This window comes from Fortiea contorta PCC 7126, from assembly GCF_000332295.1.
GTDB lineage: Bacteria > Cyanobacteriota > Cyanobacteriia > Cyanobacteriales > Nostocaceae > Fortiea > Fortiea contorta.
The window spans coordinates 3,274,706-3,296,427 of the sequence record NZ_KB235930.1 but is presented as its reverse complement, the minus strand read 5'-3'; the positions used below and the strand labels follow the sequence as shown (position 1 = coordinate 3,296,427).

General features: G+C 42.6%; 20 protein-coding genes. 13 read left to right on the top strand and 7 right to left on the bottom strand.

The genetic code is table 11. The annotated features are described in order from the left end of the window. Positions 1 to 76 precede the first annotated feature (76 nt). Positions 77 to 640: a phycobiliprotein lyase gene (locus MIC7126_RS0115190; protein ID WP_017654013.1), complete on the top strand. Its 564-nt coding sequence runs from the start codon at positions 77 to 79 to the stop codon at positions 638 to 640. A gap of 93 nt (positions 641 to 733) precedes the next feature. Here the strand turns inward: MIC7126_RS0115190 and MIC7126_RS0115185 are convergent, their stop codons facing one another. Continuing rightward, entirely contained in the window at positions 734 to 2,251 is a 1,518-nt protein-coding gene (locus MIC7126_RS0115185) for a site-2 protease family protein (protein WP_017654012.1), read from the bottom strand. A 166-nt stretch (positions 2,252 to 2,417) separates the two neighbouring features. Here MIC7126_RS0115185 and MIC7126_RS0115180 point away from each other — a divergent pair, with 166 nt between their 5' ends. After that, positions 2,418 to 3,104 carry an MBL fold metallo-hydrolase gene (locus MIC7126_RS0115180; protein WP_017654011.1) on the top strand — a complete coding sequence of 229 codons (687 nt, stop codon included), beginning with the start codon at positions 2,418 to 2,420 and terminating at the stop codon, positions 3,102 to 3,104. A 541-nt stretch (positions 3,105 to 3,645) separates the two neighbouring features. Here the strand turns inward: MIC7126_RS0115180 and MIC7126_RS0115175 are convergent. Further along, the gene (locus MIC7126_RS0115175) at positions 3,646 to 3,843 is read right to left on the bottom strand and encodes a hypothetical protein (RefSeq protein WP_017654010.1); all 198 of its coding nucleotides are present in this window, start codon (positions 3,841 to 3,843) and stop codon (positions 3,646 to 3,648) included. Between the two features lie 53 nt (positions 3,844 to 3,896). Between MIC7126_RS0115175 and def the strand changes: the two genes are divergently transcribed. The 8 genes from def (at position 3,897) to MIC7126_RS0115135 (ending at position 10,791) form a co-directional block, all read left to right on the top strand. Further along, positions 3,897 to 4,460 (top strand): peptide deformylase, encoded by a 564-nt coding sequence (gene def, locus MIC7126_RS0115170; protein WP_017654009.1) that lies wholly within the window; start codon positions 3,897 to 3,899, stop codon positions 4,458 to 4,460. An 11-nt stretch (positions 4,461 to 4,471) separates the two neighbouring features. Next, the gene (locus MIC7126_RS0115165) at positions 4,472 to 4,675 is read left to right on the top strand and encodes a hypothetical protein (protein WP_017654008.1); all 204 of its coding nucleotides are present in this window, start codon (positions 4,472 to 4,474) and stop codon (positions 4,673 to 4,675) included. 361 nt (positions 4,676 to 5,036) lie between these two features. Beyond that, positions 5,037 to 5,750, top strand: a complete 714-nt coding sequence (locus MIC7126_RS0115160; protein ID WP_017654007.1) for an FkbM family methyltransferase — start codon at positions 5,037 to 5,039, stop codon at positions 5,748 to 5,750. Between the two features lie 130 nt (positions 5,751 to 5,880). Beyond that, complete coding sequence (locus MIC7126_RS0115155; protein WP_017654006.1) at positions 5,881 to 6,675, top strand: PD-(D/E)XK nuclease family protein; 795 nt, start codon at positions 5,881 to 5,883, stop codon at positions 6,673 to 6,675. A gap of 276 nt (positions 6,676 to 6,951) precedes the next feature. Next, on the top strand, positions 6,952 to 7,593 hold the full coding sequence (locus MIC7126_RS0115150) for a GNAT family N-acetyltransferase (protein ID WP_017654005.1): 642 nt from the start codon (positions 6,952 to 6,954) through the stop codon (positions 7,591 to 7,593). Positions 7,594 to 7,770: 177 nt separating this feature from the next. After that, complete coding sequence (gene recJ, locus MIC7126_RS0115145; protein ID WP_017654004.1) at positions 7,771 to 10,095, top strand: single-stranded-DNA-specific exonuclease RecJ; 2,325 nt, start codon at positions 7,771 to 7,773, stop codon at positions 10,093 to 10,095. 201 nt (positions 10,096 to 10,296) lie between these two features. After that, positions 10,297 to 10,509: a high light inducible protein gene (locus tag MIC7126_RS0115140; RefSeq protein ID WP_017654003.1), complete on the top strand. Its 213-nt coding sequence runs from the start codon at positions 10,297 to 10,299 to the stop codon at positions 10,507 to 10,509. Between the two features lie 42 nt (positions 10,510 to 10,551). Beyond that, on the top strand, positions 10,552 to 10,791 hold the full coding sequence (locus MIC7126_RS0115135) for a hypothetical protein (protein WP_017654002.1): 240 nt from the start codon (positions 10,552 to 10,554) through the stop codon (positions 10,789 to 10,791). A gap of 143 nt (positions 10,792 to 10,934) precedes the next feature. Here MIC7126_RS0115135 and MIC7126_RS0115130 read toward each other — a convergent pair whose 3' ends face one another. The 5 genes from MIC7126_RS0115130 to MIC7126_RS27670 all read right to left on the bottom strand — a co-directional run bounded on the left by MIC7126_RS0115130 (position 10,935) and on the right by MIC7126_RS27670 (position 17,809). Then, positions 10,935 to 11,258: a slr1957 family protein gene (locus MIC7126_RS0115130; RefSeq protein ID WP_017654001.1), complete on the bottom strand. Its 324-nt coding sequence runs from the start codon at positions 11,256 to 11,258 to the stop codon at positions 10,935 to 10,937. 480 nt (positions 11,259 to 11,738) lie between these two features. Further along, positions 11,739 to 12,464: a GDSL-type esterase/lipase family protein gene (locus tag MIC7126_RS0115125; RefSeq protein ID WP_026100285.1), complete on the bottom strand. Its 726-nt coding sequence runs from the start codon at positions 12,462 to 12,464 to the stop codon at positions 11,739 to 11,741. Between the two features lie 85 nt (positions 12,465 to 12,549). Continuing rightward, complete coding sequence (locus tag MIC7126_RS0115120) at positions 12,550 to 13,371, bottom strand: CPBP family intramembrane glutamic endopeptidase (protein WP_238553642.1); 822 nt, start codon at positions 13,369 to 13,371, stop codon at positions 12,550 to 12,552. A 110-nt stretch (positions 13,372 to 13,481) separates the two neighbouring features. Next, positions 13,482 to 15,446, bottom strand: a complete 1,965-nt coding sequence (locus tag MIC7126_RS0115115; protein WP_017653998.1) for an FHA domain-containing protein — start codon at positions 15,444 to 15,446, stop codon at positions 13,482 to 13,484. A gap of 452 nt (positions 15,447 to 15,898) precedes the next feature. Continuing rightward, complete coding sequence (locus MIC7126_RS27670; RefSeq protein WP_017653997.1) at positions 15,899 to 17,809, bottom strand: CHASE3 domain-containing protein; 1,911 nt, start codon at positions 17,807 to 17,809, stop codon at positions 15,899 to 15,901. A 176-nt stretch (positions 17,810 to 17,985) separates the two neighbouring features. Here MIC7126_RS27670 and MIC7126_RS0115105 point away from each other — a divergent pair, with 176 nt between their 5' ends. The 3 genes from MIC7126_RS0115105 (at position 17,986) to MIC7126_RS0115090 (ending at position 21,536) form a co-directional block, all read left to right on the top strand. Continuing rightward, positions 17,986 to 19,782, top strand: a complete 1,797-nt coding sequence (locus MIC7126_RS0115105) for a protein kinase domain-containing protein (RefSeq protein WP_017653996.1) — start codon at positions 17,986 to 17,988, stop codon at positions 19,780 to 19,782. 185 nt (positions 19,783 to 19,967) lie between these two features. Next, the gene (locus tag MIC7126_RS0115095; RefSeq protein WP_238553695.1) at positions 19,968 to 20,588 is read left to right on the top strand and encodes a CAP domain-containing protein; all 621 of its coding nucleotides are present in this window, start codon (positions 19,968 to 19,970) and stop codon (positions 20,586 to 20,588) included. A gap of 93 nt (positions 20,589 to 20,681) precedes the next feature. Beyond that, positions 20,682 to 21,536: an alpha/beta fold hydrolase gene (locus tag MIC7126_RS0115090; RefSeq protein WP_017653993.1), complete on the top strand. Its 855-nt coding sequence runs from the start codon at positions 20,682 to 20,684 to the stop codon at positions 21,534 to 21,536. Positions 21,537 to 21,722 lie beyond the last annotated feature (186 nt).

Genomic DNA, 21,722 nt, shown 5'->3' with positions numbered 1-21,722 from the left:
GCTGAAGATTAACACCTTCTGCTAGCTTGTAATAATAAGTGGAATCTTCCGTATTTTGATGCAGGTAGTTTTATTCATGAATATTGAAGAATTTTTTCAATTGAGTGCTGGTAAATGGTTTTCCCATCGCACTAGTCACCATCCAACTTTTAAGCAATCAAAAGATGGCAAATCAGATATCATCATTGAAACCTTAGCAACAGATGATCCACAAGTCGTCAAACTTTGTCAACAACATCAAATTTCTCCTAGTGACGCCTCCTGTGCTGCCAGAGTTACCTGGAACGGTACAATGGAATGGGACGCAACAAAACACAGTGGCTCGACTGTCTTAGTTTCCGTCCCAGATGCAGATCATCCAGATGTAGGCAAGTTACTACAGGAAACGGGAAACAGCAAAAAAACTTTAATCATTGGACACTACAAGCTAGGTCAAGATGAAGCCCTGACCTTAACCACAGAAGATGAAACCATGTGGTCTGAAGAACGTTTGTGGTTTGCTAGCCCTAATTTGCGAATGCGGGTAAGTGTACTCAAACAAGCTGATGGTTTGAGTATGGCATCCTTCAGTACAGAAATTCGCATGGGTGGTAGTCCCGCAGCCACAACCGCCCAGACTGCTAATTCCGCGTCCAGTTAGTATAGAGGACTAAAGTCGTCACGACAAACACATTTACCTATCAGGCTGTTCAGCCCTCCTAAACAGAGGGCTGGTTAATTATTGTCAAAAAATTTATATCTGCAACAAATTAGCGATCGCTTGCGGTAGCGGTAGTACAATTACTAACAATAAAGCCATTGTCAACAAACCTAACACATCTCGATTGTTATCCAATTCTGTGACATCATTCAGTGCAGGTTCATCAATTAAGGGAATAAATAATAAAATCATTGCCCACAAGAAAAATTCTGCCTGAATCAAAGAAAGTAGCAGCAACAACAAGCGCGCAATTTGACCAACCGCAACTGCAGTTCGTTGTCCAAACATTGCATGGATAATGTGACCACCGTCAAGTTGTCCTACAGGCATTAAATTTAATGCTGTAACGATTAACCCGATAAATCCTGCTATGGCTACTGGATGCAAATCAATCGCTGATGTTGATGTTAATGCACTTCCCAGGGCTATTTTCGAGAGCAACGCTAATAAAATCGAATATTTAGGATTAAGAGCATCAGGATTTAAGAAGCCTGTTTTTTCAGTTAAAGGCACCACGTCAGAATGAGCCAAGCCCCAAATTATAATCGGTAAAGTCACGATAAACCCAGCAATGGGACCCATAATACTCACATCAAATAAAGCCTTGCGATTGGGAATAGGACTACGCATTTGAATAAATGCACCAAAGGTTCCCAAGAAAATCGGCATAGGAATAAAGTAAGGCAAAGTCGAACGAATTTTGTAGAACCTAGCTGTCAAATAGTGACCCAGTTCATGGATACCCAAAATCGTCATTAACCCTAAAGCGTAGGGTAATCCTGTCAGCAACACAGAGGGATTAGCTAAAATACTTTGCGCTAGTAAAGTAAATTTCCAAATCGGTGGCAGAGTAGATACAGCATTTTGTGCCCCTACCAAAGTCGTAGTCACCAGAGTAGCTGCTAATAATAACAGTGCTAACCCCGGTCGAGTGATATTTTCCGGCTTGCTGGTATTTGCTTGTTTCGCGGCTTGAGTATTAGGAACTAGCACAAAAAAGGGCTTATTATTGTTACCCTCTTGAAAGATTAACAAAAAGCGATCGCCAAATTGTGCTTCAATATTAGCCTTAATTTGTTGATAAGCCTTATTCGGAGTAGTTCTTAACTGTCCCCTGCAGATTACAGCCTGGGGTCGATACTCAATATTTTGAATGTAATATACAGACCAGGGAAAACAATTTCGCAGCTGGGTTTCTTCTGTTGGCTCAATGGGGTGCACTGGTACTGGTTCTGCGATAGGATGAACAGCCGATAGTGGTTCTGAGGCTGGTAGTTCAGTCGGATACTCTCTAGGTGAGTGACGACCCAACCGAAACAACAACCAGAATAAAGGTGGGCAGATGACTATCAACCATAACATTAATAGTACCAATGCTCGTGGCGGCGGTTGTGTTTCTCCATATATCGCTATCCACACCGTCCATACCAATGCTGGCATCATTAACACCAGCCATAACACCCAAAATGGTGTACGGGTGCTATGAGCGACGATGCGCTGCACCATAAAATAAGTAACCAATCCCAGTACGAGGAGCAACCAAAATGTCATGTGAGCTTCAGTAATTTTGCAAAAACGCCCCGCTCATAGTGTCAGCACCACAGCAGTTACTACAAGCTAGACTGTAAAGTTTTATTTTTTCAACCACGGCTAAAAGTTTTCTCAAGTTAAACTTTTTCACCAGATTTTCTACAACTTCTCCAGCTCGTTTTTTGTCATGTGTCCCTTACCTCAACAACCAAGTCTCACAGTTAAACCACCACGAGCTGTACTCGACAGCATTTTTGCTTTTCCACCAAATCGGGACACGCTAGGAGGTACATCTTACTTTATTGTAGGAAATGAAGGCAATATCCTCATCGATTGTCCGGCTCTAGAGCAAACAAATCTAGATTTTTTACAGTCCCATGGTGGTGTCCGCTGGTTATTTCTCACCCATCGTGGTGCTATTGGCAAAACAGCCGAAATTCAGTCAGCTTTGGGCTGTGAGGTGCTGATTCAAGAACAAGAAGCTTATTTATTACCCAATTTAACCGTCACAACCTTCACTCAAGAAATTACTCTTAATTCCACTACACAAATAATTTGGACGCCAGGACATTCTCCCGGTTCATCTTGCCTTTGTTATAGTCAACTTGGCGGCGTCTTGTTTTCCGGGCGTCATTTGCTACCTAACTTGCAAGGTGAACCAGTACCATTACGCACAGCCAAAACCTTTCACTGGCCAAGACAAATCAAAAGCCTCCAGTTGATCTTAGAGCGCTTTACACCAGAAACACTCCGCTACATTTGTCCTGGCGCCAACACAGGTTTTCTCCGTGGTCAACGTCTCATAGACCAAGCATATCAGCGCCTAGCTTCACTAGATTTGCAGACTCTGCTACAAATGCAACCCCCACTGTGAGGAACAACCACCCGAAATCAAGAAACGCCTACCCGAATTCAACAAACGACCCCCCGAAATCAAGAAACGCCTACCCGAATTCAACAAACGACTACCCGAATTCAACAAACGACCCCCCGAATTCAACAAACGACCCCCCGAATTCAACAAACGACTACCCGAATTCAACAAACGACTACCCGAATTCAACAAACGACTACCCGAATTCAACAAACGACTACCCGAAATCAAGAAACTAAGACTAGGGACTGTTTTCACAGCTTAAATTAGACTTATACCAATTTTTTACGAGGCTGCATAGAATCCGAGTCCCCCCTAACCCCCCTTAACAAGGCTACGGTGTACACACATCTCTCTACCAAACTGAAATCATTATAGATCCATCATTATCCTCCTTAAAAAGGAGGACTTTGAGGGGCTTTTGCCCTGCTTGGAAAGGGGGTTGGGGGGATCCAATGTTAATCATTGTGTATAAATTTATTGACTACTTGGTTGTATAAATACTATACTGTCAACTATACTAGTACTAGTATAAATTTTGTCATAAACTAAAAAAGCGATCGCTAGTGTTCTGGGACAAACCCAACCAACTCACCAAACCCGAATTTTGTTGTGTCAGTGTTGCCTCTGGCGTGTAATTTTGTTGCGAGGCGATCGCTATAGCCACACAATTATTAGTGCGTGCGATCGCCTCTTTTTTTTCGCCACTTGTGGCATTAGTATTAGAGGCGTTTTTCACAGATTGATAGAATGAGGATACTAGGAATATTCACCAACTAGCCACAGAGAATCATGCCCTCCGAAATTGCTGTAGAGAAAATAAAGTTAAAAAATCCACCATTAGAGCTTCACTATCTGGGCGATCGCGTTCTTCGTCAACCCGCAAAACGAATTACGAAGGTAGATGATGAAATTCGCCTCCTTGTGCGTGAAATGCTGCAAACTATGTACAGCAAAGATGGTATTGGTTTGGCTGCACCCCAGGTAGGAGTTCATAAGCAACTAATTGTCATCGATTTAGAACCAGATAACCCCGCAAATCAGCCACTGGTGCTGATTAATCCCACAATCAAACAAGTTAGCCGTGACATCTGCGTTGCTCAAGAAGGTTGTTTGAGCATTCCCGGTGTTTACTTGGATGTGAAGCGTCCCCAAGTCGTGGAAGTAGCTTATAAAGATGAATCTGGGCGTCCCCAGACACTCAAAGCGAACGACTTGTTAGGGCGCTGTATTCAGCATGAAATGGATCACCTCAACGGTGTGGTGTTTGTAGACCGTGTAGATAACTCCTTGACTTTGGCCCAAGAGCTATCTAAAAATGGCTTCTCGTATCAAGCGGTGAAACCATTAGCATAAGGTGCTTAATAGTGTACATTACTCCAAAAAGCGGTTTATTTCTGGCTGGCTCCTGTATAACTGCGATCGCAGCTGTTGGGTCAATTTTTGAACTCAGCTCTGGACAGCCTGATTTTGGCGTCCCAACCACAGCAATTATCCTGGCTTTGAGTATCCCCCTCACAGGAATATTTTTCTTTGCCGCAGTGAAGGACACAAAGGCTAACATTAAATAAGCATCAGGTATATAAAAAGGTAAAAGGAAAAAGGAAAGATGCGAAACACATCCTTTTACCTTTTACCTTTTCTCCCGATCTTCCCTAAATAAAAATCTCTCTTCTCTAGCTAGGTCTACTGAAAATAAGGAATTTAACTAAAACAAGTATTTATACATTAAATTTTTATTTAAAATACGGTACAGAAATATAAAACTTCTGTGTAGCTGTGCCAAATCAAGTACTTATACGTAAAAAGATTTGTATAATATAGCTACAAAATTATGATAGGAAAAGGCTTTTTGTGTTTAAATATATACACAGAATATCTAGAATAAAGAATCTCATCTCAACTCTTGGCTGGTTGCAGACGTGTGTATACATGATGCAAGAATTTCGTTGCTCACTCTTGAAGGGAACGCAACCTTATACATTGATGTCCAAGAATGCTAAATATCCTTTAATGTGCCGTCCTGACACCAGTGATAAAAACGTTTTTGAGCAAATTTTCATTGAAACAGAGTATTCTTGCTTAGATAACTTATCTGACGTAGATTTAGTAATTGATTGTGGTGCGAATGTAGGTTACTCATCTGCTTATTTCTTGACTCGTTTCCCTAAATGTAAAGTCATTTGTGTTGAGCCTGATTTATCTAACTTTACGCTCTTAGAAAAAAATCTTGCTCCCTACAAGGAGCGTGTTAAATTGATCCGCTCTGGTATCTGGTCACACACTGCTGATCTGAAAATATTGGAAACGCCATACAGAGATGGGCGTGAATGGACAGTTCAAGTCAGAGAATGTAACCAAGGCGAAGTTCCCGAAATGCGAGCTACAGATGTGGGAACGCTGTTAAAAGAATCAGGTCAAAATAGGATTTCGATTTTAAAAATGGATGTGGAAGGTGCTGAGGCTGTGGTCTTTTCCAAGAACTATGAGTCTTGGCTTTCATGTGTTGATAATATGGTGATAGAGCTTCATGATGATTCTTTCTTTGGTAAAGCTTCAGATATTGTTCTCAACGCAATTTCTTCCTTTAAATCGTTTAATATATCTACCTCTGGAGAGTTAACTGTTTTCAAAACTTGTACATAACACTTAACAAACCAAAATTAGGGAATAGAGAACAGGGTGCAAAGAAACTTAATTATCACGAGTAGTTTGAGACTCCAAATAAAAGCGATCGCTTATTTTGACTAACAGCGATCGCTTTTACAATATACTCATGCTCTCAAATCAAATCTTACGTATTTCTCAAGGACAACTTAATATCCTAGAACGTTGTCCCCGTCAGTTTCAACACACTTATCTAGAAAACCTCAGTTCTCCCTCAGACCCTGAACATGAGGAAAAGCAAACTCTAGGTAGCCGCTTTCACCTGCTAATGCAGCAACAAGAAATGGGTCTACCCATTCAGAGTATTTTGCAAGCTGATCCGCAATTGCAAAGCTGGATGACGGCTTTTGCTGATGCGGCGCCGGAAATTGTCGCCCCTGCTCACAGTCAAACTTTCCGCGAAAGCGAACACTACCGCACTCTACAAGTGCAAGATTATTTACTCACCGTTATCTATGATTTATTGATTGCAGATCACCAACAAGCCCAAATTCTCGACTGGAAAACTTACCCCAAACCAGAAAATAAACGCAAATTAGCTCAGAATTGGCAAACACGCCTTTATATGTATGTGTTAGCTGAAACTAGTACTTATTCACCAGAAAATATATCTATGACTTACTGGTTTGTCCAGTCAGCAGGTAAACCACAAAATATTGAATTTAATTACAATACTACCCAGCATCAACAAGTAACCAAAGAACTGAACGAACTATTAAGCGACTTGACAAATTGGTTACAACGTTATCAAAATAAACAGCCATTTCCCCAACTCCCGGAAGGTGACAAAGCTTGTGAAAAGTGTAAATTTGCTCCTCACTGCGAACGAACACAAGCCACTGGAGAGGGAACGGGGAAAGTATTATTACCAAATCTCGCTAGTATTGAGGAGGTGTCATTATAGAGTTTTTTGAACACAAAGGAGCGCGAAGTCAACTAAAGTATGAAGTATGAAGGATGAAGTCTGAAATTACCTCACATATAAAAGAATGGGGCTAGAACTAAGGAAAAAAAGTTTGACCCTTCGGCGTCGCTCAGGGTCAATTTTTTCGCCCACGATTCGATTCAGCTTGTACCAATTCTTGCTTCATCCTTTCTTCGGTCAATGCAAAGTTACGCGTCCTCATTACTCAAAAAAGTAGAAATTTACTTTATATGGATTTTTTAATGATGAATAAGTATGAAAAATATTGATGATATGGATGCAGTTTATGTGCGGGAATTAGGAATTGATGATATAGCCCCGGTTTATCATTTGGGAGAGGAGTTATTTACTAGCGATCGCTATCCTTATCTATACCGTACTTGGGATGAATGGGAGGTGATTGGACTCTACAACACAGACCCAGAATATTGTCTAGTGGCTGAAATTGATGGGGAATTGGGAGGATTTATTTTAGGAACCATCATCACTAAGGCTTCTTGGACTTATGGATATATTTTGTGGTTGGGGGTGAGTCCTCAGTTTCAGCGTCAAGGTGTTGCTGATAAGTTATTTGATAAAGTCGTCGCGCGGATGATTGAAGATGGGGCGCGGTTCATGCTGGTGGACACAGACCCTACCAATGTCCCCGCAGTCAAATTCTTTAACCGCAAAGGTTTTGGTAACAATCGCCAGCACATTTTCTTGTCAATGAGCTTAAGTAAACATCCTTATTATGGCAGACTTATTGATTACGAACATCAAAAAGCTGAACGCGCAGGCTACAAGCGATCGCGTCCCGCAATCCGCGCCCGCAAACCCGATGGATTCGCTAACGAAGTCATCCTCAATCCCCTAGTCACAGAAACGCAGCCAGATTTGATGATTAATGATGAATAGTCATGTTCCTACTCTCTGGGCCTTTGCGCCTACCCTGCGGGATCGCTTTCAGCGATTGCGCCTACCCTGCGGGAAGCCGCTCCGCGTCTATGCGTGAGATAAATTCATATCTCAATGCATCTACGCCAATCATCATTTGTGATTAATTATCCCTGACTCCTCCACTTCCCAAGTAAAATGCAATGGACTCTAGCAGCAACTGAACAACCTCCAGACTGGTTTATCCAAGCAGTTAAGCAATATATACCTGCGTCGAGTGGGCTTTTTGCTGCACAATTGTTGTGGCAAAGAGGTATTCAAAATGAATCACAATTAGCTAGTTTTGTCAACTATAAAACTTATCAACCAGCGAGTCCTTTTGAGTTTGCACAGGAAATGCATTTGGCGGTAGCGAGGTTGCAAAGAGCACTTGATGAGCGTGAGAAAGTTGCTATTTGGGGAGACTTTGACGCTGATGGGATTACTGCTACTGCTGTGTTGTGGGATGGTTTAGGACAATTTTTCTCGCACAATACCCAGTTAATTTACTACATTCCCAATCGCCTCACAGAATCCCACGGACTGAATCAGCAAGGGATTGCTAATTTAGCTCAACAAGGTTGCAGGTTAATTGTCACCTGCGATACTGGGAGCACAAATCATGATGAGATTATTTATGCTCAACAGCTTGGGATTGATGTCATAGTTACAGACCACCACACTCTAGCCTCAGAACGTCCGCCTGTTGTTGCTATTATCAATCCCCGCAATTTAACTGCTGAACACCCTTTATTTCATCTTTCCGGGGTAGCGGTAGCTTACAAATTGGTGGAAGCTTTTTATCAAACTCTACCAGAGATACCCAAACAACCTCTAACTGATTTACTGGATTTAGTCGCAGTGGGATTAATTGCTGATTTGGTACAGTTAAAGGGAGATTGTCGCTATTTAGCGCAATTGGGAATTCAACAACTCCAAGCAGATTTTCAACAACCAGCACCAGCGCGGAGGCGTCCGGGTGTGGGGCGATTATTAGAATTGTGTCAGAAAAGTGGCGATCGCCCCACAGATATTTCCTTCGGTTTAGGGCCGCGCATCAACGCCGTCAGTCGTATCCAAGGTGATGCTCGGTTCTGTGTAGAATTATTGACAAGTCGAGACATCAAACATTGTCAGCAACTAGCAGAAATGACGGAACTAGCTAACGCCCGTCGCAAATCTCTCCAAAAAGATGTACAAGCCCAGGTAGCACAAAAGCTTACCCAATTAGATTTATCTACTACTAGTGCGATCGTTCTTGAAGATTCGCAATGGCCCGTGGGTGTGTTAGGCTTAGTTGCTGGACAAATAGCCCAAGAAACAGGGCGTCCCACTATTTTATTGAGTACGGAAGCAGTCACGGAAGTAGGAGCAGAAATTACTTCTTCCTCATCTCCCCTCGCTCGTGGTTCTGCGCGTTCGGTGAATTCTGTAGATTTATATCAACTGGTAAAAGACCAAGCCCATTTATTACATCGTTTTGGTGGACATCCTTTTGCGGCGGGTTTGAGTTTATTAGTTGAGAATATTCCTTTATTTAAAGATGCAATTAACCAGCGTTTGCGGCAATTATTAGGTAGTATTACCCTCACACCCACAGTCCAAGCAGACATAGCTGTCAAGGTAGCCGATTTAGGAAAAGAATTATTTTTAGAACTGAAATTATTAGAACCTTGTGGGATGGGAAATCCCATTCCTAAACTCTTAATTAAAAACTGCTGGTTTGAAAATTCTTGGCACCGCAATCAGCAAGATTCTCAAGGTAAAAAAATACAATATATTAAAACAGAATTTGATATTCGAGATGACTCTACTAGAAACCCTTTTCCAGGGATATGGTGGGGACATTACAAAGATGAATTACCTATTGGTAGATGTGATTGCATAGCCGAAATTGACTATAACAGCTTCAAAAAACGCTATGAAATCAGATTAATTGCTGTCTGTCCCACTGTTAATTCTGTAGTTAATACTCAAACATCAGCACAAATTTTAGACTGGCGAAATCTTCCTTTGGAGAATGATTCAGCACTGGCGGTTACACAATGTCCCAGTAGTTGGGATGAGTTACGGGGGTGGTGGCAGAAATCACTTTACAACCAACAACAATTAGCTCTAGCTTGGACTCAACCTCAGCACCAACCACCTAACGAAATTTGGTTGACTTTAGTCGGAATTGCTAAATATTTAAGTCGCACCAAGCAAACAGTTACTCGTGTTCATTTGTTAAAAAAACTCGGTATCAGTGACCAAACTTTATTTTGGGGATTTAATGCTTTAAAATATCTGGGATTTACCATCGAGCGACAAGACCGTGATTTGCAATTCAGCCATAATCCCAAAAAAGTATCTCAACCTCTAGCTGATAGCGCCGCGAGCAAATTTTTAGCTGCAATTAGCGAAGCACAATTTCAACAAAAATATTTTACAAATGTCCCTTTATCTACTATTTTAGTGATGATTAATAGTCATACTAATTCGTAGTTCCAGGACTAAAGTCCTGACTACAAACACATTTATTTTTCAAAATTAATGCGATAGACCCCCGACGAATGCATCTTTAATACGGTAGCCACCACCTTCATGGTTCGGTTTACCGTATTTTTTAGCTTTGTCAAGTACTTGTAAAAATTATTTACATAAGGTTATATTTAGTTACATAAACAAACACAAGGAAAAAACAACATGACAGCTAAAGGCTTCACCATCAACGACCGCGGTTTACTCAACAACTACGCCATCGAACCCAAAGTATATGTAGACGAAAGCAACAGAGCAGGTTTCACTGAATACGCCGAGAAACTCAACGGACGTTTAGCAATGATAGGTTTTGTCTCACTCATAGCTCTAGAAGTCATCACTGGACACGGCTTAATCGGATGGTTGACCAGCCTCTAAAAATTTCCCAAATTCACTCAATAGCAATTAACAGCTAAAAATATGAAAACTGATTTTGATTTTCCCAAAAAAGACTTAATCGGCCCCGTTGTCTTTCGTTCCAGCTTCAACAATTTTGAAACGATTAATGTTAACCAAGCTTGGTCTTTATTCTTCACCGCTGGTCAAGACGACAAAGGGCTAGGACAACAAACCGAATTAGGTAAGTTTTTCACTAACGTATTAATTGCTGTAGGTGTCACAGGTAGCTTGTGGGCAATTTACTTCACCAATTTAGGATAAAAAATTGGTTAGAGTCCACAAGTTAAATAAAACTAACGAAGTCTTAGTTACATCAACTAAGGCTTCTTGTAATATCTAAAAATAATTTATCTTCGTCCCAAAATTATTGTAGAGACATAAAAATTCACGTCTCTACATTAAATTTAAATATCTTCAGGTTCAAATTGAGCCACCGTAATTGCATTCAAAGCAAAAGCTAAAACTAGGGGCATAGGAGAGTGGAACCACAAGGTAGAAAGAATAGCAATAACAGTGCCAATTAATGCTGATATCGTCCACAATGTTTCTTCAAAAGTTAATCCTTTCTCAGCTTTAATTAATTGCAACACATGAGTAGGAATTGGTTCAGGCATTACTCCTCCCGGAGGAAAAGCCCAGTAATTATTCCGTCGCTCGACAAATAAATCTGTCCAGCCATTTTCTTGACACCATGCTTCAATCCATTCGAGGGAGTAATGATCAATCATTGGAGTTACTAGTGAGAATTGTTGGGTTTGTGTAGGCTATGAATAAAAATATTTCGGTAACGACACAGACGCTGTATAATTGCTATATACTTAACCTTATTTCTCCACGACTAAAACTTTATTAAGCTGTTGAGACACAGTGCGATTTTGCTCAAACTTTGCTTATATTGATTACCAGCCTAGCAGTGGATAAAGACTAGCCAATTCAAAAGACAATAAACTTTACCTAACGCAGAGATAGTAAAGAATTGTAAAGCCTATCGCCATATTTGTTTGCATTTGCTGACTTAATTCTTAAAACAACTACTTAAAATTCAGAACAATTCAGCGTCAAAATTTTGCAGTATTTAGTGATACATAAAACCAATAAATCAAAACATTGCACTTCATGTTGATTTTAGGTGCGTTAAGACTAAAGTTCATAACGCACGCCACAGAAAGAGAACTATTTTCGGAGCACAATGAAAACACCGCCAATCCCTAAGAAGACTGGCGATGGAAATCAAACCGAGTATGATAGGTAGCCATGGCATCCCAATTAATGACATCTTCTAGCAAAGCTTGATAGCCTAGGGTGTTTGGGTGAAGTCCGTCATCACTTAACCGTTTACACCTCCAAGCTTCACCACGTGTCATCCATTGGTCGAAAATATCCAGATAAGGGATATGCCTTTTTTTACAAGCGATTCTGGTAGCTTCTTTGTAGCGATATTGATCAAGATGATTGTAGTAGAAGCAATCGAGAAAGGGCATTTTGGTTTCATCAACGGGAACCATACCGACAAACAACACCGGACACAGTTGCTGTGCTTGTTCGAGTAGAGAAGCGATTTCTGATTCAAATACCGCAAAATCTGTGTAATTTTTGCCGTTGGGACGAGTTAGCCGCGCTGAATCGTTGACCCCCACTGATAAAATAATTAAATCGGGAACACGGTTGCGGAGTTCACCACGGTGGCGAAATTCCACTTCTAGTCTTTGGGCTACTTGCTGAGTGCGATCGCCACGCACTCCCAGATTATACAGTACATGACCAGCATGGTCGGGCAGCATCCACCAGCGGCGCAGTTGTTCTACCCAGCCTCCTTTCTCGGGGTCGCCAAAGCCATAAACTAAGCTATCCCCCAGTGCGATAATCTTCAAAGGCTGACATTGGTTCGGTGCTACAGACAGCTGCATTGAGGAAGGAGCTAGAAATGTGTGCATTTAAAAAAATTTACTTTATATCTTTACAAGATTCTATACATTTCTATACCATTGGTGCTGATCTTTTTCTGCTCCTAGCCAGCAATTAACCTCTATTTCCCTCAGAGGCGTTGACTAGGTAGGGAACCAAGCCGTTTTTGCGGGGCCAATTGCGGGAGAGAAAACTTATGAGCAACGGTAGCGAAATCAGCATAAGTACCACGCCTACCCACCAACCAGAACGCAATTGTTCTAGTTTATACACCTCTGATGTAGTTTTGGAACCAGTAGAGAGCAAACCTATCATCACTGCTATGAAATTGTTAAATGCGTGGCAGGCGATCGGTACAATTAAGGTACGAGTCTTGATATATAATACACCCATAACCACGCCAAAAATAGTTAATCCTACGAAATTTGTATGTAAAATTCCGAACAATAGACTAGACACGAGCAAGGCAGATTGTATCCCCCATTTGCTAGCCCAACGCTGGAGAATAATTCCCCGAAAAAGAAATTCTTCGGTGATGGGGGCGACAATGACAAGAGCGATCGCAGATAGTAAATTATAAAAAGGTGATGCTGTAGTGTTGGGTGAGGGACTATTAGCCACTTCCCGCAATAAAGCTTCAATAAAAGACGGCGCAACCAACGACAGCAAATAAAACGACACTAAATAACCACTAATTGAAAACAGAATAATTAAAATCACTAAACCCGCCAATGGCAACCACCGCTGCTGGTTTGGTAAACTACCAATCAGATATTTTAAGTTGATTCCATAGCGATTAAAATCGGCTAATTGCCAAAGACAAAGTAAACCAAAAATCAAAATGTAGAGCACCAAAGTGACGACTTGAGGATTAAATGTTAGTCTCGTCGCCCCTTGTATGATTCCTAGCCCTATACCAAGGCCAATTGAAAGCAAAAATCCCCGCAAAAAAAGATGACGAACCTTTAGTTTGAGGAACGGATTATGGGAATTATCAGGTGTCATAAATTAATAGTAGACTCGCCTATAAATTGTTTGTTATTCGTTTAAGAAGGTGATTGATTTAACACCCACTTCCACCACTGACCGAAGGAACTCAAGGCATTTAAACGATGTAACCCTGGAGCGCGAATAGCGGCGAGTCCGTCAACAGCAACTAAAGCGGCGTATTGCAAACCCAAGAAACTATCAACAGCTGCATAGGGGCCGCCCAGGGTAATCGCCCCAGCCGCATAAATTTGACCTTGACTATTACGCATTTCTACTAATTCAAAATTGTTAGCGACAACCAATCGCCCCAAATGATTGAGGGGTAATTTGTAATGCTTGACCAAATCATCTAAAAGCGGGCTAGCTTCCACCTTGGCATCTAAGCCAGTGGCATCAATAATAAAGTCAGCAACCAGCGTCATTTTCCCAAAGCCGCCTTTTTCTTGAATTTGGGTGACAGTATGGTTTTGAGCATCTCGCTCTACACTCAACACATCGCCAAAGGTGGTGTGATACCAGTTTTCCCTAACTCCTTGTTCAACAATCCATTGCCAATCGTGACGGTCTGCAGTGGTTGTACCCCCCCAATCGGCTAACAAGCTTTTGCGCTCATCAGGGCTAGCTTTTTCTAACATTACCCGCAATTCCCCTCCCCAACAAGCTTTAGGCCAGTTAAAAGGTTGGAACTCGTAGTTATTTTTGACAAGGCGCTGCGCTTTTTGAAATTTGTTACCGATGGGTTTAGGCGATCGCATTAAATGCAAAACTCTAATATCACGATTTTTCTTCCTCGCTTCATAAATCCGCTGCACAACCCGCGAAGCCACAATTCCCCGTCCTCTAATCAACACAGTCCCACCTTGGCGCTCCAACTGCTCATAAACATGGTCATGGGCTTCATAGGCATTGACCACAGACTTAAAATCTTGATACTTTTCTCGATAAGCTTGCAAATCAGGCAAAAATTGAATAGCTGGATAGCCAGTAGCCAAATGTAAATAACGCGCCACCGCAAAAGCATAATCACCAGGGCCGCGAGAATAAGCCACACAATACCGACCATCATCAGTCTTGCGAATTGCTCGCACTCGCCCGTAACGATAAATTCGATCCCAGCCAATCCGTTTCGCTTCCTGGTCTATGGAATTAAACACATCTCCCGCACGAGGTGTATAAGTTTCGGCGTATGTAGGTTCTGCAAATACTTGCCACAAATACTTTAACGCCGATTGCAAGTGACCCTTACCAAAATCACGCCAAGCCTCGCGGATAGCATAACTAGGCCAGCCCCAAATATTATCAGGACAAGAGTCAGAATTAGACCGCAATCTTTCATGTAAAGGAATTTGCGAACTCAAACACAGGCGCTTGTAGCGCGCATAAGGGTCACTTTCTAGACCCAAAGCCAAAATTTTCTCAACCCGCACCCCACTAATTCGCAGCAAATCAGCCCAGATAAAACTACCCAATCCCGCCCCAATCGCCAGATAATCAAATTCATCTACGGGTAAACGTGTCGCATGAAGCGTTTGTACAGCGACCCTTTCTGCATGAAAAGCGGGAGGAGGGAAATTTTTTCCCAGAGGGGTGACAGGTGGAGCAGGACGCAAATTAGGGTCTGGGAGATTGGTGTTGTGATTAAACAGAATTCTGGAAGGGGGAGTAGTTATAGGTGTCGTCGGGACACTAGCCGCAAACGTCACCGTCATCATATACGGCCCAATTTGCAACGTATCACCATTCACCAAAACACTACGCTTTTGCAACTGACCATTCACAAACACACCATTCACACTGTCTTGGTCAATCACCACCAGCTGGTCTTGTTCCCACTTCACCAAAGCGTGGTAGCGAGAAACTTGATTGCTATTCAAAACCAGCCGCGAGACACGGATTCCCTCGATTAATTCCGGTAAAAGCGCGAATTCTCGACCAAAAGCGATAGGTGCACTCAGCCTTGGTTCTCGCCGTTCTCCCGTGGTGGGATCATCCCAACTCAATTGAATTTGTAGGTTTGTCATTGGTTATTTATTATTTATAATTGGGTATTAGGCATTGTTAATTGGTTGTTATACCAATTTTTTGCAATTAATACCGTTTCTTTGTGAAGCGGCATAGATTTACCCCCCGGCTACGCCGTCCCCCCTTGCCAAGGGGGGACTACAGGGGGGTATTATTATGTGCATCTTCATACGGAATTGGTATAAGCAATAGATGTGTAGATTGGATTGAACGCAGTCAAACCAAACATGAATACAGTCTTTAGGTGTGGGATTTCGCTCCTTAACCTACATGTGTCGCCAAGATTGTGTTTACTTTTATTTAATTTGAATGTGCCCAATTTATGCATATGTTTTGATGGGCGTTGAGTTTTTGGGATTCGCTAGTGTCTGTGAAAAAATTACATTTTAGTTTAGCTATTTTTTGAAAATCGTAAAATATACAATTTAATATATGATAAAATACGAGCCTTTTAACTTGAGCGATCGCGCCTTACAAAACTTCTAATTACTGCTACGAGTTCCGCTGGTTCTATCGGTTTAGCAATGTGTGTTTGAAACCCTGCTGTCAGCGCCTGAATTCTGTCTTCTGTTCTCGCGTAGGCTGTCAGGGCGATCGCTGGAGTCTGTCCACCTTGTTCTGTAGTCAAGCTTCTGACTCGACGAATTAAGGAATAACCGTCTTCCTCTGGCATCCCAATATCACTAATTAGCACATCTGGTCGCAATTGCGTAATTTTTTCTAGCGCCTCACTTGCAGAAGCTACGGCTGTAACTGTCGCTCCATATTGCTCTAACAAGGTAATCATTAGTTCTCGCGTATCTGCTTCGTCATCGACTACCACAATATTGATACCTTGTAAAGAAGGAGCGTTATCTAGAGAAACTTCACGATTAGCAGTGGAATGGACTCGATCTGGGGTATCCAGGGGGCGATGGACAATCATCAACGGCAAATTAACTACAAAAGTCGTTCCCTGTCCCTCACCTGGACTTTGAGCATGAATTGTACCCCCATGCAACTCGACGATATTGCGAGCGATCGCTAGTCCCAACCCTAACCCAGAATGTACTCTAGTGGTGGAAGCATCCGCTTGACTGAAGCGGTCAAAAATATACGGTAAAAACTCCGGATTAATACCTTGTCCTGTATCGCTGACGATGATTTCCACATGGGAATTAATTCGCTCCAGCCGGACTTGCACTCGTCCCCCTTTGGGTGTAAACTTGATGGCATTAGATAAAAGATTCCACACTACCTGTTGCAATCTATCTGGATCACCTGAAACTGGCCCAGCGTCAGAATCTAACACAGTTTGAATGCGAATTCCTCGCGCCTGTGCTGCTGGACGCACTGTATCTAAAGCCGCTTCAACCACCGAGATGGGAGCAATAGGGCGAACCTTCAGACGCAGCTTACCCGTGATAATGCGGGAAATATCTAGTAAATCTTCAATTAGTTGAGCTTGGGATCTAGCATTGCGCTCAATTACTTCTAACCCTTGCTCGGCTTTGGCATCGTCTAATCTGCCACTCCGGAGCAACTTTGCCCAACCGAGTATAGCATTGAGGGGTGTCCGCAGTTCATGAGAGAGCACCGAGAGAAACTCATCTTTTACTCGATTAATAGTTTCTAATTCTGCAGTGCGATCGCTAACTCTTTGTTCTAAATCTTCATTTAACAACTGCAACTGTTCCTCTGCATACCTTCGTTTGGTAGCATCCCGATGCAGGGTAAAAATTGCCAATGTCACCAAACCCAAAGCTAACAAATTGCCTAAAATAATCACTAAAGTAGTTTTTTGCGCCTTATCTTGAGCAGCAGCGCTACTTTGAGTTAACAAGCTGCTCTCTTGGGATTTCATTTCCCACACCAACTGACGAATTTTATCCATCAGTTGCTTCCCCTCACCCCCCCGCACCACCTGTAAAGCAGCCTCTTGTTGATTGCTTTTTTGTAAGGAGATTGTTTGTTCTAGTTCTGCTAACTTTAAGTTGATCTGAGATTCCAAAGTATTGAGTCGTTGCTGTTGAGTGCTGTTATTGCGCGTCAATTCTTGCAATCTTTGGACAGTGGGATTAATTTTTTTTAGTCCTTCTTGATAAGGCTTAAGATAGTCTTGATTGTTCGTTAACAAATAGCCTCGTTGAGCAGTTTCAACATCTTTCAGGCTAGAAATAATGCTCTCAAGGGTGTTCTGAATTCTCAGGGTATGTTCAACAGCATCAGCCGACTTTCTGTAGTTAAGCAAATTCAAATAAGCATTAACACTTACACCCAGCAATACAGCCAATGCCAAGCCAAATCCTACTGTTACCCGATTTGTAGTTAACCGCTGAAGCGCCATTTCTTCTTTGTGATATCCTTTGGCATTATCCAACATAATGACACCTGGGTCATCACAAATGCCAAAGACTAGCAGATACCATCGCTCATGTCATCAGTTCAAACCCCATCCCTTTATAGGCGAAGTAATTTCACCCTTCATACTTCATACTTCACCCTTCATACTTCATTTGCGTGATGTACATTGGGAAAGAGCGAATGGTGTGAACTTTCATGACAACAAGGCTGCTGAACAATCGCTATCAAGTGATCCAAGTACTCGGTGCTGGTGGGTTTGGCGAAACCTTTCTAGCGGAAGATACTCATATGCCTTCTCGGCGTCGGTGCGTGATTAAGCAACTCAAACCCATCTCCAACGACCCGCAAACCTATAAAATGATTCAACAACGGTTTGAGAGAGAAGCGGCGACTTTAGAGTATCTGGGTAAGAGCAATGACCAAGTTCCCGAACTTTATGCTTACTTTTCGGAAAATGGGCAGTTTTACTTAGTTCAAGAATGGATTCATGGGCAAACTTTACGAGAAGTTGTCCAAACTAAAGGATACGAAAGCGAAATTGTTGTCAAAAAAATGCTCCTCAGTTTGTTGACAGTCTTGGATTATATCCACAGCAAGGGCATCATCCATAGAGATATTAAACCAGATAATATTATTCTCCGTTCACTTGACAGCAAACCGGTTTTAATTGATTTCGGTGCTGTGAAAGAAACTATCCGCTCGGTGGTGAATTCTTCAGGATACGCCACGCAATCGATGGTAATTGGGACACCGGGATATATGCCTAGTGAACAAGCCCTAGGACGCCCAGTTTACGCTACAGATATTTATAGCTTAGGCTTGACAGCAATTTATTTACTAACTGGTCAATCACCCCAGGAATTAGAGATTAATCAACAAACAGGCGAAATACTTTGGTCTGAGCACGTTCCGCTAGTTTCCGCAGATTTAGTGCAGGTGCTCAATCAGGCGATTAAACCCCATGCTGGCGATCGCTACACCACAGCGAGCAAAATGTTGTATGCTTTACAATCTGTCAGTCATAGTGCGTCACACACAGCTACGCTACCTCCCACCACTGCCAAATCAAACCCCCAAACTGAAGCCTTATCCTCACCACCACAAATTTCTACCAGCAACAGTCAAAAGTCGGCGTTGATTGTCGCTAGTTTAGTGGTAGGTGGTTTATTCGGTGCAGTAGCCATTCCTTCCCTGTTCCGCCAGCCACAGCCAGAAGTACCCATCACCAGAGATACTATCCCTTCTCCCCAATCTCTAACTACCAACCCGGAACCTCTCAACACGCCAATTTCTACCCTACCCTCTCCTGCTCCAGTCGCACCCCCGCCATCGCCACGCCTACAAGTAGTTTCTCCCCCTACAATAGACCCGAATCCCGTAGTCACCGTCACGCCACAGCCAGAGATTCAACCAATTCCCGAACCTACTCCCACACCGTCATTAGCATCCACACCACAGCCGGAAGTTGAAAATCAGCCCACACCCACACCTACACCCACACCAGAAACATCTCCCACATTGCCACAAACCCAGCCCCTCAACTCAGTTAGCAACCGCAGTATTCCCACCTTCCCGACAGGTACAGCTAGAAGTACGGTGGAAGCTACCCTCGGTAAACCCAAAAGAGATTTAAGGGGTTTATGGCCTAATACCCGTGCAATTACCTATAAAATAGTTCCCAACCAAATTGATGTCGGTTACTTATTTGACCGTGATACCGGAACACTACGCCAAACAGAAGCCGCTTTTGCTTCGTCAATAGACCCCCAAGTCATGCAAAATACCTTAATTGGCATTTTAGGTGGACAAGCCACGGCAGAAATTAAACAGGGACTACAACAAGTGCAACAGCGTCAGTCTGATAATTTCCAGTTTACGAAAGGACGAGTTAAAGGTCAGATTGTCCGTCAAAACTGTGATTTTATCTACATCAGTATTTGGGATGCAGATTTACACGATTTTGTCAGTCCATCTCAAGCCAAACAGTGTTGAAACTTGGCGTTGCAGAGAGGTTAGGCGCAGAGCTACAAATAAAAAGAATAGGTAAACTTCAGATGAAATCAGAACTTCTTCCCGAAAATCTCTACAAAACTCTGAATTTATATATATAGATTTGTTGCTGCTAAATTGTGAGGTTATAAATGGATAGGCTGCGGTTGCGGACATTTTGGCCAGAAATGCTGCAAGTAGGTAATCGTGACTTAATACAAGAAAATACCCTCTCTCGTTTGGAACAACAAGTAATTGCAGAAATGAACAAAGTGCGGATGCATCCGGCTGCATATGTGCCTATTTTAGAAAATTGGCAACAGCGCTTCCAAGATGACAAAGTAAAAATCTCTGAGCGCCTTTATCTGCAAACACAAGAAGGGGTAAGCGCTGTTGAAGAAGCGATCGCTTTTCTGCACACAGTATATCCCGTAGGTGCCTTGACCGTATCTTCAGGAATGTCCTTTGGTGCTAGAGATCACGTCAAAGACCAAGGTACAAAAGGAACCACAGGTCATGATGGTAGTGATGGTAGCGATCCGGCTACTCGCATTAGTCGCTACGGTGATTGGCAAATTACAGCAGGTGAAAATATCAGCTACGGTTCTTACACAGCCGAAGATATCGTTATGCAGTTAATTATTGATGATGGAGTACCGTCACGGGGTCATCGACAAAACTTGTTTAACTCCGCATTTAAAGTTACAGGAGTAGCTTTTGGTATTCACGCCACCTACAGACAAATGTGTGTGATTACTTACGCTGGCGGATATACAGAGCATTGGTTTTTAGCGGCGATTGGCGATTAGTTATCGTCTCCACTTTTCGCCAAATCCAAAAATCAAAATTGGTGTGACACAATGAGAACTATTATTGTTCAGTAGACAAAACAAGGGTGAGTTATGGGCGATCGCCTTAGTTATACCACTGGTGCTGTACGCCTGAAGGTCTACGTCCAAGGCCAAGGATTCCCCATTCTCTGCTTACATGGTCATCCCGGTTCTGGTAACAGTCTGAGTGTGTTTACTAATCACTTATCAAGACGCTATCAAACTTTTGCCCCAGATTTGCGTGGATACGGCAAAAGTCGCGTTAATGACAATTTTGTCATGAATGACCATTTAACTGATTTAGAAGCGCTGATAGACCGATTTCAGATCGAAAAATGTTTAGTATTGGGATGGTCACTTGGTGGTATTCTGGGGATGGAGTTGGCGTTACGTTTGCCAACGCGAGTGACTGGATTGATTTTAGTGGCGACAGCGGCTAGACCCCGTGGCAATCACCCACCGATTACTTGGCAAGATAATGTTTATACTGGGATTGCGGCGCTGGTTAATTTGCTAAAACCGGGTTGGCAATGGAATATTGAAACATTTGGCAAGCGATCGCTATTTCGCTATTTAATTCAACAGCATACACCCACTGCTTACAAATATATTGCTCAAGCAGCAGTGCCCGCTTATTTGCAAACCTCTCGCCCTGCAACTCGCGCCCTCTGGCAAGCATTACAAGCTGGGTATAATAATATCCCCGAACTGCGGCAAATTCAATGCCCTAGTTTGGTACTTGCGGGTGCTCAAGACTTTCATATTACGGCTGATTCCAGCTTAGAAACTGCTCGGAACCTCAAAGATTGTCAATGGCAATGCTACCCTGAAACTGCTCATCTTTTTCCTTGGGAGATACCAGACCGGGTACTGAATGACATAGACTACTGGCTAGGAGCTTATCCCCAGATTACTGATATTCGTTAGCCTCTCTTACAAAGATTCAGAGACGCTCGCGGACTCGCTACCGCTGCGCTAACGGCGGAGGCCGCCGCTCCGACGCCAGAAGATTCCGACGCAAGGCGCTGAGGTAGCACTGGCTTGAGTTTTCGCTTTATGTAAGCGTCTTATCTTTAGTTAATAAACCTCTTGCAAAAGTACCTTTTCTACTCT

Bases quoted from the DNA above. Each gene is read 5' to 3' on its own strand.
- MIC7126_RS0115190 (WP_017654013.1), top strand. From the start codon at position 77: ATGAATATTGAAGAATTTTTTCAATTGAGTGCTGGTAAATGGTTTTCC.
- MIC7126_RS0115185 (WP_017654012.1), bottom strand. From the start codon at position 2,251: ATGACATTTTGGTTGCTCCTCGTACTGGGATTGGTTACTTATTTTATG.
- MIC7126_RS0115180 (WP_017654011.1), top strand. From the start codon at position 2,418: ATGTGTCCCTTACCTCAACAACCAAGTCTCACAGTTAAACCACCACGA.
- def (WP_017654009.1), top strand. From the start codon at position 3,897: ATGCCCTCCGAAATTGCTGTAGAGAAAATAAAGTTAAAAAATCCACCA.
- MIC7126_RS0115160 (WP_017654007.1), top strand. From the start codon at position 5,037: ATGATGCAAGAATTTCGTTGCTCACTCTTGAAGGGAACGCAACCTTAT.
- MIC7126_RS0115155 (WP_017654006.1), top strand. From the start codon at position 5,881: ATGCTCTCAAATCAAATCTTACGTATTTCTCAAGGACAACTTAATATC.
- MIC7126_RS0115150 (WP_017654005.1), top strand. From the start codon at position 6,952: ATGAAAAATATTGATGATATGGATGCAGTTTATGTGCGGGAATTAGGA.
- recJ (WP_017654004.1), top strand. From the start codon at position 7,771: ATGCAATGGACTCTAGCAGCAACTGAACAACCTCCAGACTGGTTTATC.
- MIC7126_RS0115140 (WP_017654003.1), top strand. From the start codon at position 10,297: ATGACAGCTAAAGGCTTCACCATCAACGACCGCGGTTTACTCAACAAC.
- MIC7126_RS0115135 (WP_017654002.1), top strand. From the start codon at position 10,552: ATGAAAACTGATTTTGATTTTCCCAAAAAAGACTTAATCGGCCCCGTT.
- MIC7126_RS0115130 (WP_017654001.1), bottom strand. From the start codon at position 11,258: ATGATTGATCATTACTCCCTCGAATGGATTGAAGCATGGTGTCAAGAA.
- MIC7126_RS0115125 (WP_026100285.1), bottom strand. From the start codon at position 12,464: ATGCACACATTTCTAGCTCCTTCCTCAATGCAGCTGTCTGTAGCACCG.
- MIC7126_RS0115115 (WP_017653998.1), bottom strand. From the start codon at position 15,446: ATGACAAACCTACAAATTCAATTGAGTTGGGATGATCCCACCACGGGA.
- MIC7126_RS27670 (WP_017653997.1), bottom strand. From the start codon at position 17,809: ATGTTGGATAATGCCAAAGGATATCACAAAGAAGAAATGGCGCTTCAG.
- MIC7126_RS0115105 (WP_017653996.1), top strand. From the start codon at position 17,986: ATGACAACAAGGCTGCTGAACAATCGCTATCAAGTGATCCAAGTACTC.
- MIC7126_RS0115095 (WP_238553695.1), top strand. From the start codon at position 19,968: ATGCTGCAAGTAGGTAATCGTGACTTAATACAAGAAAATACCCTCTCT.
- MIC7126_RS0115090 (WP_017653993.1), top strand. From the start codon at position 20,682: ATGGGCGATCGCCTTAGTTATACCACTGGTGCTGTACGCCTGAAGGTC.